The organism is Bradyrhizobium sp. LB13.1 (genome assembly GCF_054056815.1).
Window position 1 is genome coordinate 1,550,419 of the sequence record NZ_JBSRYQ010000001.1, and the last position, 11,982, is coordinate 1,562,400.

Annotated in this window: 9 protein-coding genes and 1 pseudogene; 9 read left to right on the top strand and 1 reads right to left on the bottom strand. The window is 64.9% G+C overall.

The window, feature by feature from the left end; translation table 11 throughout:
• Positions 1–6 precede the first annotated feature (6 nt).
• From ACVWYI_RS07245 to ACVWYI_RS07265, 5 genes and pseudogenes are all read left to right on the top strand, one after another.
• Positions 7–303, top strand: coding sequence for a (2Fe-2S)-binding protein (locus tag ACVWYI_RS07245; protein ID WP_456661601.1), 297 nt, complete (start codon positions 7–9; stop codon positions 301–303).
• Positions 300–1,718, top strand: coding sequence for an FAD/NAD(P)-dependent oxidoreductase (locus ACVWYI_RS07250; RefSeq protein ID WP_456661602.1), 1,419 nt, complete (start codon positions 300–302; stop codon positions 1,716–1,718). The genes ACVWYI_RS07245 and ACVWYI_RS07250 overlap by 4 nt, the downstream gene beginning before the upstream one ends.
• Positions 1,715–2,836, top strand: a complete 1,122-nt coding sequence (locus tag ACVWYI_RS07255; protein WP_247342918.1) for an NAD(P)/FAD-dependent oxidoreductase — start codon at positions 1,715–1,717, stop codon at positions 2,834–2,836. The genes ACVWYI_RS07250 and ACVWYI_RS07255 overlap by 4 nt, the downstream gene beginning before the upstream one ends.
• Positions 2,837–2,851: 15 nt before the next feature.
• Positions 2,852–3,201 (top strand): annotated as a pseudogene (locus tag ACVWYI_RS07260) (RidA family protein).
• 170 nt (positions 3,202–3,371) lie between these two features.
• Positions 3,372–4,955, top strand: a complete 1,584-nt coding sequence (locus ACVWYI_RS07265) for an ABC-F family ATP-binding cassette domain-containing protein (protein ID WP_456661603.1) — start codon at positions 3,372–3,374, stop codon at positions 4,953–4,955.
• 169 nt (positions 4,956–5,124) lie between these two features.
• On the opposite strand, the gene ACVWYI_RS07270 is transcribed toward ACVWYI_RS07265, so the two are convergent.
• The gene (locus tag ACVWYI_RS07270) at positions 5,125–6,453 is read right to left on the bottom strand and encodes a dicarboxylate/amino acid:cation symporter (protein WP_247342926.1); all 1,329 of its coding nucleotides are present in this window, start codon (positions 6,451–6,453) and stop codon (positions 5,125–5,127) included.
• A gap of 126 nt (positions 6,454–6,579) precedes the next feature.
• Here ACVWYI_RS07270 and ACVWYI_RS07275 point away from each other — a divergent pair, with 126 nt between their 5' ends.
• The 4 genes from ACVWYI_RS07275 to ACVWYI_RS07290 all read left to right on the top strand — a co-directional run bounded on the left by ACVWYI_RS07275 (position 6,580) and on the right by ACVWYI_RS07290 (position 11,981).
• Positions 6,580–7,899, top strand: coding sequence for a solute carrier family 23 protein (locus tag ACVWYI_RS07275; protein WP_456648417.1), 1,320 nt, complete (start codon positions 6,580–6,582; stop codon positions 7,897–7,899).
• Between the two features lie 72 nt (positions 7,900–7,971).
• Complete coding sequence (locus tag ACVWYI_RS07280; RefSeq protein WP_456661604.1) at positions 7,972–8,808, top strand: SDR family oxidoreductase; 837 nt, start codon at positions 7,972–7,974, stop codon at positions 8,806–8,808.
• A 141-nt stretch (positions 8,809–8,949) separates the two neighbouring features.
• Entirely contained in the window at positions 8,950–9,756 is an 807-nt protein-coding gene (locus ACVWYI_RS07285; protein ID WP_247342936.1) for an NAD-dependent protein deacetylase, read from the top strand.
• A gap of 140 nt (positions 9,757–9,896) precedes the next feature.
• Entirely contained in the window at positions 9,897–11,981 is a 2,085-nt protein-coding gene (locus ACVWYI_RS07290; protein ID WP_456661605.1) for a hydantoinase/oxoprolinase family protein, read from the top strand.
• Position 11,982: the final 1 nt, after the last annotated feature.

The following is an 11,982-nucleotide window of genomic DNA, read 5'->3' on the forward strand; positions in this document are numbered from 1 at the left end:
GCCAAGATGTTCAAACGATCCGAACAGGACAAACGGCCGCCGGTGCAGATCTTCGTCGACGGCATTGCCGTCGCGGCGCGGCAGGGCGACACCGTCTCGGCGGCGCTGCTGGCCTCGAGCTGCGACGTGCGCCGGTCGACCGCGGTCAGCGGTGCACTGCGTCTTCCCTACTGCATGATGGGCGTGTGCTTCGATTGCCTCGTCACCATCGACGGCGTCGGCAACCGCCAGGGTTGCCTCGTGCCCGTCGCCGAGGGCATGCAGGTCGAGATCCAGAAGGGCAAGCGGGAGATCGGAAAATGACTGTGGCTCCCAAGCGCGAAGACTATGATGTCGTGGTGATCGGCGCCGGGCCTGCGGGCCTCGCGGCCGCTGCGACCTCCGCCGAAGCCGGTCTGTCGACCCTGCTGCTCGACGAGAACATCGGTCCCGGCGGCCAGGTGTTTCGAGCCATCGCCTCGACGCCGGTGACCGAGCGCAATCAGCTCGGCGCGGACTATTGGGTGGGTGCCGATCTCGTGCAAGCGTTGCGCGCGAGCAACGCCGAAGTCATCCATCGTGCCACGGTCTGGAGCCTCGACCGCAACCTGGAGATCGCCGTCTCGATCGGCGGCGCCTCCGCCTTTGTCAAGGCGAAGCGCGTAATCCTTGCGACCGGTGCGCTGGAGCGGCCGTTTCCGATTCCCGGCTGGACGCTGCCGGGTGTGATGACCGCGGGCGCGGCGCAGACCATGCTGAAATCATCGGCCCTGGTGCCCGATGGTCGCACGGTGATCGCGGGGCAAGGGCCTCTGCTCTGGCTGCTCGCCGCGCAGATTTTGCGGCTCGGCGGCCGCATCGATCGCATTCTCGACACCACCGAGCGTGGCAACTACTTCGCCGCTCTGCCTCACGCTTTCGCCTTCCTGGCCTCGCCCTATTTCCGCAAGGGCGTGTCGATGATGCGCGAAGTGAAGGCGAAGGTTCAGGTCGTCTCCGGCGTCACCGAGCTTGTGGCATCCGGCGACGGCCAGCTCGCGGGCGTGAGCTATGTGGCTGGTGGCAAGCGCGAGACCATTCCGGCGGATCTGCTGCTGCTGCATCAGGGCGTCGTGCCCAATGTCAATCTGGCGATGGCGGCCGGCGTCGATCATCGCTGGGACGATCTGCAATTGTGCTGGTCGCCGGTGCTCGACGCGAGCGGAAATTCGTCGGTCGCCGGCATTGCGGTCGCCGGCGACGGTGCCGGCATCGGCGGTGCGAGTGCAGCCGTGGTACGCGGCCGCATCGCGGCGCGGGCAGCGGTGGAAGCATTGGCGCCTGCGGCTGCCGCGAAGCTTCCCGCGATGGCGGCGCTCCGTTCCGATCTCGCCAAGGCCGAGCGTGGTCGCAGCTTCCTCGACACGCTGTTCCGCCCAGCGCCGCAGTTTCGCATTCCCGCAGGCGACACCATCGTCTGTCGCTGCGAGGAGGTGACCGCGAAGGACATTCTCGATGCCGTCGCGATCGGCGCGACCGGGCCCAATCAACTCAAGGCCTATCGCCGCACGGGCATGGGTCCGTGCCAGGGCCGGCTCTGCGGCCTCACCGTCACCGAGCTGATGGCGCAGGCGCGGGCCAAAACCCCGCAGGAGATCGGCTATTACCGGCTGCGCGCGCCGGTCAAGCCGATCACGCTCGCCGAGCTTGCCGCGGTTCCGAAGAGCGAAGACGACATCAAGGCGGTGGTGCGCGGATGACCAAAAACGTGGATGCGATCGTCGTCGGCGGCGGCATCCACGGATGCTCGACCGCGCTGCATCTGTGCCTCGCCGGCCTGAAGCCGGTGCTGATCGAGAAGGACTATGCGGGCCGCCACGCCTCCGGCGTCAATGCCGGCGGTGTGCGCCAGCTCGCGCGGCACATCCCGGAAATCCCCCTCTCGATCCGCTCGATGGGAATCTGGGAGAAGATTTCGGACCTCGTCGACGACGATTGCAGTTTTGAAAACTACGGCCAGGTGCTGGTCGCCGAGAACGAGGAAGAGCTCGCGGTGTGCCGCGCGCGCGTCGCCGAACTGAACACGCTCGGTTTCACCCACGAGGAGCTGATCGACGCGACTGAATTGCGCCGCCTCGTGCCGGCGGTGGCCGAGACCTGTCCCGGCGGCGTGGTCTCGCGCCGCGACGGCGCCGCCAATCCGGCGCAGACCACGACGGCGTTCCGGCGCAAGGCGGAGCAGCTCGGCGCGATAGTGCGCGAGGGCGTCGCCGCCAGCAACATCCGGCAGAGCGAGGGCCTCTGGCATGTCGATGTCGGCGCCGAGAGCTTTGCCGCGCCGGTGCTGGTCAATGCCGCCGGCGCCTGGGCCGGGACCATCGCAGCCACGCTCGGTGAGCCCGTTCCGGTCGAGACTGTGGCGCCGATGCTGATGATCACCTCACGCGTGCCTCACTTCATCGATCCCGTCGTGATCCTGCGCGGCCGAAAGCTCTCCTTCAAGCAATTCAAGAACGGCACCGTGCTGATCGGCGGCGGCCATCTAGCCACGCCCTATCAGGATCGCAACGAGACGGTGCTGGACTGGAAGAGCCTTGCGACCAGCGCCCGCACCGTGTTCGAGTTGTTTCCGGTGATGCGCGACGCGACGATCGTCCGGGCCTGGGCCGGCATCGAGGCGAAGATGAAGGACGACATCCCAGTGTTCGGACCGAGCAGCCGCCACAAGGGCCTCTATCACCAGTTCGGATTTTCGCTGCACGGCTTCCAGCTCGGCCCCGGCGCCGGCGCCGTGATGGCGGAGCTGATTGTCAATGGCGGCACCCAGACCCGCATCGGCGATCTCGGCATCGACCGTTTCTATTCCCCCACGCTCTAGCAACAAGAGGACATCATGAGCATTACCCGCAGCATCCGCACGCCGATTATGCACCGCGCCGTCGAGGCCAACGGCTTCGTCTTCCTTGGCGGCACCATCGCCGACGACACCTCGCTCTCGATGGGCGAGCAGACCCGTAACATCCTCGGCAAGATCGCCGCCTATCTGAAGGAAGCGGGCACCGACAAGTCGAGCGCGTCGTGAGCACCTCGATCTTCGTCACGGACCTTTCCAAAAAGAAAGAGATGGACGCGGTCTGGACCGAGTTCTTCGGCGACAATCTGCCGACCCGCGCCACCGTCGGCGTCGCCGATCTCGGCGGCAGCGCGCTGATCGAGGTGGTGGTGACCGCGCTCAAGGGCTGATCGCGCAGGCCGGCGGGGAACGTCAGCGTTCCCCGCGCTGTCGCCTCTGCGAGCCTCGCCTTGATCTCGCCCTTCAACGGGACTACTTAGACAGTCTCCAATCAGGATATTCGCAGCCTTGGATTTTACCCCGACCGCAAAGCCGACCTGCCTTGCTCACGGGGAATTCCATGCCTGCTTCAATCATCCTGTCGAATCTGACGCTGTCCACGCCTGACGGCCGCCCTCTTTTTTCCAATATCGATCTGACGTTCGGCGCCGAGCGGACCGGCCTTGTCGGCCGCAACGGCGTCGGGAAGACGACGCTGCTTGCGTCGATCTCGCGCGAGCACGTCCCCCAATCGGGGCGCGTTGTCGTCAACGGCACCGTCGGACTGCTACGCCAGGGCGTCCAGCTCCTTGCGGGCGCGAAGGTGATCGACCTGTTCGGCGCGCGACCAGCGCTGGAGTTGCTTCGCCGGGCTGAACGCGGGGAAGCTTCGGCCGATGAGGTCTCCGAGGTCGATTGGACCCTTGAGACACGGCTTGCATCTGCTCTTGCGCTTGTCGGATTCGGCGTCGCTCCGGAGATCGAGCTTGATCGCTTGTCGGGCGGGCAAATCACGCGGGTTCGCCTCGCCGCGCTGATCTTCGCGGAGCCGGACTTCCTGCTGCTCGACGAGCCCACCAACAATCTCGATCGGGAGGGACGCGCGGCCGTGATCGATTTCCTTGCGTCCTGGCGCGGTGGGGCGATTGTCGTCAGCCATGATCGAAGCCTGCTCGAAACGATGGATGCAATTGTCGAGCTGACGTCGCTCGGGGCCACGCGATACGGCGGCAATTGGAGCAGTTACCGCGAGCAGAAGGCCGTCGCGCTTGCGGCTGTCGGGCACGATCTCGCACATGCCGAGAGGCGCCTGTCCGGGATCGACGGGAAGGCGCAGGAAGCTGCGGAGAAGAAAGCGCGCAAGGACAGCGGGGGTAAGAAGAAGCGCGCCAAAGGCGACATGCCGCGCATCCTCGCCGGCGCGCGCAAGGATCGTAGCGAGGACAGCGGCGGCAAGAATGTGCAGATCGCTGAGCGGCGTCGCGCGGAAGCGCTTGAGGCCGTCGATACCGCACGCCGACGCATCGAGATTCTTCAGCCAATGTCGGTGAAACTAACTTCGACCCACCTGCCGGCGGGGAGGGAGGTGGTTTGGCTGGATCGGGTAAGTGCTGGCTATCAGCCGGACCGGATAATCCTGCACGATCTATCGCTCGCGATCGCCGGACCGGAGCGCGTGGCCATTGTCGGGCCCAACGGTTCCGGCAAGACGACGCTGCTGAAACTCATCGCCGGGGAGCTGCATGCGCTCTCCGGCATCGTGCGGGTCAGGCCGGACTTTGCGCTGTTTGACCAGAAGGTCAGCCTGCTCGATCCCGCGATCTCCATCCTGGACAATTTTGGGCGTCTCAATCCGAAAGCGGGTCCGAATGAGTGCCATGCCGCGCTGGCGCGTTTCATGTTTCGCGCCGATGCGGCCTTGCAAATCGTCGGACACCTGAGCGGCGGGCAAATGTTTCGCGCGGGCCTCGCCTGTGTGCTGGGCGGGGCGACGCCGCCGTCCCTGCTGATCCTCGACGAGCCGACCAATCATCTGGACATCGATTCCATCGAAGCCGTCGAGGCAGGTTTGAGGGCTTATGACGGCGCGCTTCTCGTCGTCAGTCATGACGAGGCGTTCTTGCAGGCGATAGGGATCACGCGCAGGGTCGAGCTGGCCGGATAATTCGGCTCGCCAAGGCCTGTCGTCCTAACAACAAAAACCCGACGCTCTGCCCCCAGCGCGTCGGGTGGAAAAAATGAGTATCAATCCGTGATCCCAACACCGGTATTGTGAGGCGTGCCGCATCAATTTTCCACTCCGGGAAACTACCGCGTCGGAACCGGGCGCGGTCTTACGCACCTCCACCGGGCTCCAGCGCTTCGCCCATCTCCAGCGGATGGGCCATGGTCTCGTGCAAGGCGTCGCGGTCGAGTTCGCCTTCCGAGAGGCTGATGACGACGCAGGCAACGCCGTTGCCGATCAGATTGGTCAGCGCGCGGCACTCGCTCATGAACTTGTCGATGCCGACCAGGATCGCGATCGACTGGATCGGAATGTCAGGCACGATCGAGAGCGTCGCCGCGAGCGTGATGAAGCCCGCCCCGGTCACGCCCGATGCCCCCTTCGAGGTGATCATGGCGATGCCGAGAATGCCGAGTTCCTGCCAGATGGTCAGATGGGTGTTGGTCGCCTGCGCCAGAAACAGCGTCGCCAGTGTCATGTAAATGTTAGTGCCGTCGAGGTTGAAGCTGTAGCCGGTCGGAATCACGAGGCCGACCACCGAGCGCGACGCGCCGAGATGCTCCATCTTCTGGATCATCTGCGGCAGCACCGTCTCCGACGACGAGGTACCGAGCACGATCAGCAGTTCGTCCTTGATGTAGGCGATGAAGCGCAGGATCGAGAAGCCGGCAAGCCGTGCGATTGCGCCGAGCACGATCAACACGAACAGGATGCTGGTGAGATAGAACGTGCCGATCAGGGCGGCGAGATTGAGCAGTGAGCCGAGGCCGTAGGCACCGACGGTGAACGCCATCGCGCCGAATGCACCGATAGGGGCGACACGCACGATGATGCGGATGATGCCGAAGAACATCTTCGCGGCCTTGTCGATCGCTTCCGCAATGGGCTCGCCGGCTTTGCCGAGAAAGGCAATGGCAAAGCCCGACAGGATCGAGATCAGCAGCACCTGCAAGAGATCGCCGCGTGCGATGGCGCCAAGATAGCTGTCGGGGATGATCGCCATCAAATGGGCGACGATGCCTTCCTCCTTGGCCTTGGTGACGTAGGTCGCCACCGACTTCGGATCGATCGTGGCGGGATCGATGTTAAAGCCGCTGCCGGGCTGCAGCACCTCGCCGACCAGTAGGCCTATCGCGAGCGCGACAGTCGAGACCGTCTCGAAATAGATCAGTGACTTCAGTCCGACCCGGCCGACGCGCTTGAGGTCGCCCATCGAGGAGATGCCGTGCACCACGGTGCAGAAGATCACAGGCGCGATCATCATCTTGATCAGCGATATGAAGCCGTCGCCGAGCGGCTTCAGGGCCTTGCCGAGATCGGGGTAGAAATAGCCGATGAGCACCCCGAGCACGATCGCGATCAGAACCTGGACGTAGAGGACCTTGTACCAGGGCTGGTGCCGGCGGTGGATGGCTGGCTGGATCGCGACTTGTGTCATAGAGTAGGCCCCGGAACGTATTGATCTTGTTTGATTTGCATCATGTGATGGCCGCCGCAGAAGCGACAATCACATTTTTGTCTGTTCGCACGAAGATTGATAGCTGCACCGCAACTCGGGGGGAACATGTCGACTGCAACGGGCTCCGAAGAGCGAGCGCAAGGCTATTTTCCGCGTTGGACGCTGAAGTCCTCCGGCGTGATCATGCCCGAGGAGCGATTGCCGCTCGGCCAGACCGTCGTCTCCGGTCTCCAGCATTGCGTCGCAATGTCGGGCTCGACGATCATCGCGCCGCTGCTGATGGGGTTCGACCCCAATATTGCGGTCCTGTTCTCCGGCGTCGGCACGCTGATCTTCTTCGTCATTGTCGCGGGGCGCGTGCCGAGCTATCTCGGATCGAGCTTCGCCTTCATCGCGGTCGTCATCGCTGCCACCGGCTATGCCGGGCACGGGCCGAACCCGAACCTGTCGATTGCGCTTGGCGGCATCGTCGGGGCCGGCGTCCTCTACGGCGTGATTGCGCTGATTGTGATGTGGTCGGGGGTTGGCTGGGTCGAGAGGTTGCTGCCGCCGGCCGTCACCGGTGCTGTGGTCGCCGCGATCGGCCTCAACCTCGCGCCCGTGGCGGTCAAGGCGGTGAGCGCGGGCGCGTTCGACACCTGGATCGGGCTCGCGACCGTTCTGATGATCGGCGTGGTTGCCGTTGCCGCTCCGGGCCTGTGGCGCCGCCTGCCGGTCATCCTCGGCGCGATCGGTGGATATCTTTTGTACTTGCTGTTCGCGAACGGCCTCGGTTTCGGCAAGCCGATTGACTTCACCCAGCTTGCGGCTGCGCCGTGGATCGGCCTGCCGAGCTTCACCACGCCGACCTTTCAGGTCGATGCGATCGTCCTGATCGCGCCGGTTGCGATCATCCTCGTCGCCGAGAACCTCGGTCACATCAAGGCCGTCGGCGCCATGACAGGCCGGAGCCTCGATCGCTATCTCGGCCGCGCCTTGCTCGCCGATAGCCTCGCGACCATCGTGGCGGCCTGTGGCGGCGGCACCGGCGTCACCACCTATGCCGAAAACATCGGCGTCATGGCGGCGACGAAGGTCTATTCGACCTTGCTGTTTGCCTTCGCGGCCATTGTGTCGATCGTACTCGGCTTCTCGCCGAAATTCGGCGCGCTGATCCTCTCGATCCCGGGTCCCGTCATCGGTGGGCTCTCGATCGTGCTGTTCGGATTGATCGCCGCGATGGCGGGCCGGATCTGGGTCGAGAACAAGGTCGACTTCTCAAGTCCGGCAAACCTGATCACCGTCGCGGTCGCGCTCACCGCAGGCGCGGGCGATCTGACGCTCAAATTCGGCGCGTTCACGATCGGCGGGATCGGCACCGCAACCTTCGGCGCCATCATCCTCTACCAGATCCTAAGCTCGCCACTGGCCCAGCGCGCTAAATGAATCGCAGCGATGCGCTGAGGGATGGAACAAAAAGCCGGTTCCGTCGATGATCAGGCGTCCCGGAGAGAACCCATGCCACAAACCGATCGTTCGACCTCGTTTCACTCGCGCCTCGTCGGCCAATACGCGCTGATAACAGGCGCCTCGCAAGGCATCGGCCGCGCGGTCGCCATCCGGCTCGCCCAGGAGGGCGCGACCGTCGCCATCAACTATTTCGGTCACCCTGAGGGGGCCGAGGAGACGCTTGCGCTCGCGCGGACGGCATCGGGTGACCGCGGCCATGGCAAGCTCGACCACGTCATCGTCAAGGCCGATGTCGGCAATGAGCCGGACATCGCCGCGATGTTCGAGACGATTTTGGCGCGCTGGAAACGGCTCGATTGCCTCGTCAACAATGCCGGCTTCCAGCGGGAATCCCCGAGCGAGGCGCTCGACATCGAAACCTATCGCCGCATCATCGACGTCAATCTCAACGGCGCCGTGCTTTGCGCGCAGAAGGCGCTCGCCCATTTCGTCGCGCGCGGAGCAGGCGGCAGCATCATCAACTGCTCCAGCGTGCACCAGATCATCCCGAAACCCGGCTATCTCGCTTATTCGATCAGCAAGGGCGGCATGGCCAATCTGACGCGTACGCTGGCGCTCGAATTTGCCGGCCGTGGCATTCGCGTCAATGCGGTCGGGCCCGGCGCGATCGACACGCCGATCAACGCGGCCTGGACCGGCGACCCGGAAAAGCGCGGTGTCGTCTCCAGCCACATTCCGCTCGGTCGCGTGGGCACGCCGGAAGAGATCGCCGCCGTGTTTGCGTTCCTCGCGTCGGATGATGCCAGTTACATCACCGGCCAGACCATCTATGCCTGCGGAGGCCTGACCCTGTTTCCCGAGTTTCGCGAGAACTGGGCGAGCTAGGCGTGCGCCTCCAAGTTTCGGGTGCGGATCAACCGGAGGCGGGCTGGTCGATCAGGTCGAGCACGTGGAGCTGATCGCGATTCGACCTGTCCGATCGGCGGTGATCTGGCAAAAGCCGGCGGAGCGCCCTACATCTGCGCCATGGCAAACCCTCCGCTCCAGGATTTCGTCGGCCGGCACGAAAAACTGTTCGTGCTGACCGGCGCCGGGTGCAGCACGAACTCCGGCATTCCCGACTACCGCGACAGCCACGGCAACTGGAAGCGGACCCAGCCGGTGAACTTCCAGGCCTTCATGTCGGAAGAGCATACGCGCCGGCGCTATTGGGCGCGCAGCCTGATCGGCTGGCGCAGGTTCGGCCAGGCGAGGCCGAACGATGCGCATCACGCACTCGCCCGGCTCGAGGCCAGCGGGCGTTGCGGGATGCTGCTGACCCAGAACGTCGACCGGCTGCATCAATCCGCCGGCCAGCGCCAGGTGATCGACCTGCACGGAAGGCTCGATCTGGTCCGCTGCATGGGCTGCGGCCAAAAGGCGCCGCGGAGCGAATTTCAGGAGACGCTCGGCCGCGCCAATGCGGAATGGCTGACGCTCGATGCCGCCGATGCACCCGATGGCGACGCCGACCTGGAGCATGCGGATTTTTCGTCGTTCAAGGTCCCGGCCTGCGAGGCCTGCGGCGGAATTCTCAAGCCCGACGTCGTGTTCTTCGGCGAGAACGTCCCGCGCGACGTCGTCGCATCCGCGCAGGATCATCTGGCGCAGGCCGACGCCATGCTGATCGTCGGCTCCTCGCTGATGGTCTATTCCGGCTTCCGCTTCGTGCAGGCTGCCGCGCATCGGCAAATCCCAATCGCTGCGGTCAATCTCGGACGCACCCGCGCCGATGATCTCCTGACGCTGAAGGTCGAGGAGCGCTGCGAAGCGGCGCTTGCATTCCTGCTCTGATCGCGCAGGCTGCGAACACGCCTTGCCTATTGCATAGGTGCCAAGCAGAATAGCCGAACGCCGCATGTCCGCGCCATCGATGGCATGGAAATTGCTGCGCTTTTGTCCTCAGTCTTGACGATCAGCACGGAGAATTTGGAATGCTTGAGGGAGCCGAGGTGCGGCTTGCCGTTGATATCGGTGGCACGTTCACCGACATCGTGCTGGACGTGGGGCAGGATCGCAAGACGCGCAAGCTGCTGACGACGCCGCAGCGGCCCGAACAGGCGGTGCTCGATGGCATGCGGCTCATTCTCGCTGATGCGCGCGCGCATATCAGCGACATCGACGTCTTCATTCACGGCACGACGCTCGCGACCAACGCCATCATCGAGCGCCGCGGCGCCAAGACGGCACTGATCGCGACCGACGGCTTTCGCGACGTACTCGATATCGGCACCGAGAGCCGCTACGACCAGTATGACCTCTCCATCGACAAGCCGAAGCCGCTCGCGCCGCGATCCCTGCGCTTCACCGTGCCCGAGCGTATCGACGCCCATGGCGCCGTCCGCCTCCCGCTGGACGAAGCTGCAGTGCGCGCGCTCGCGCCAAGATTGCGCGCGCTGAAGGTCGAGAGTGTCGCGATCGCGTTCCTGCACTCCTACGCCAACCCCGAGCACGAGCGCCGCACGGCTGCGATCATCAGCGAGGAGATGCCCGGTATTTCCGTGACCGTATCGTCCGCGGTGTGTCCGGAGATCCGCGAATATGAGCGCACATCGACTGCGGTGGCCAATGCCTATGTGCAACCGCTGATCGACGGCTATCTTGCCCGCATGTCCGACGCCTTGCAGGTCGAGCAGTACCGCGGCGCGATCTATCTTGTCACCTCCGGCGGCGGTGTCACCTCGATCGAGACGGCGCGGCGCTTTCCGGTGCGTCTCGTCGAATCCGGTCCTGCCGGCGGCGCCATTTTCGCGGCGCAGATCGCGGCGCGTCTCGGCGAGAGCAAGGTGCTGTCCTTCGACATGGGCGGCACCACGGCAAAGATCTGCCTGATCGAAAAATACCAGCCCGAGACCTCGCGCGTGTTCGAGGTCGATCGCGCCGCGCGCTTCCTGAAAGGTTCGGGGCTGCCGGTGCGGATTCCCGTGATCGAGATGGTGGAGATCGGCGCCGGCGGCGGCTCGATCGCCCATGTCGACGCGATGAAGCGCGTCACCGTCGGCCCCGAGAGCGCCTCGTCGGAGCCGGGGCCCGCCTGCTACGGTCGCGGCGGCCTGCGCCCGGCCGTGACGGATGCCGACGTCGCACTCGGCATGATCGATCCCGACGACTTCGCGGGTGGAACGATCAAGCTCGATCCGGAGCTGTCGAAACAGGCGCTGCTGCGCGACGTGGGCGAGCCGCTGGGTCTGTCCGCGGAGACTGCGGCCTATGCCGTGCACGAGGTCGTGTGCGAGAACATGGCGAGTGCGGCGCGCGTGCATGCGGTCGAGCGCGGCGAGATTGTCGGTCAGCACACGCTGATCGCCTTCGGTGGCGCGGCACCGCTGCATGCAGCGCGCGTCGCCGAGAAGATCGGTGTCTCCCGCGTGATCGTCCCTTCCAATGCCGGCGTCGGCTCGGCCGTTGGCTTCCTTGCCGCTCCGATCGCCTATGAGCTGGTGCGCAGCCGTCATGTCCGGCTCGATGATTTCGACACCGATGGTGTTTCCGACCTGCTCCAGGAGATGGTGACCGAAGCGCGTGCGCTGGTCGAGACGGGTGCAGCAGGCGCGCCGGTCCGCGAGCGCCGCGCCGCCTTCATGCGCTATGTCGGCCAGGGCCATGAGATCTCGATCGAGTTGCCGAACCGGCGGTTGGCGACGACCGATCTGGCCGGCCTGCGCCAGAATTTCGAGGCGGATTATGCGGCGATGTTCGAACGGCCGATCCCGGGCGCTGCGATCGAGGTCTTGAGCTGGTCGGTGCTTGCAACCACCGAGGCGCGCAATCCGCCGCGCGTCGCCGATGTGGCGCGCATGCCCGCCGGCAAGGCGTCGGGCATGCGCAAATTCTTCGACGGCCGGGCCGGGGAGCTGATCGAGATTCCGCTCTATCGCCGCGAAGACATGGCGCCCGGCGCGACCATTGCGGGACCCGCCGTGATCGCCGAGGACGAAACGTCCACCTTCGTCTCCACCAGTTTCGACGCCCATATCGACGGTGCCGGCAGCATTGTCATGGAACGGAAGGCAGCCTGAT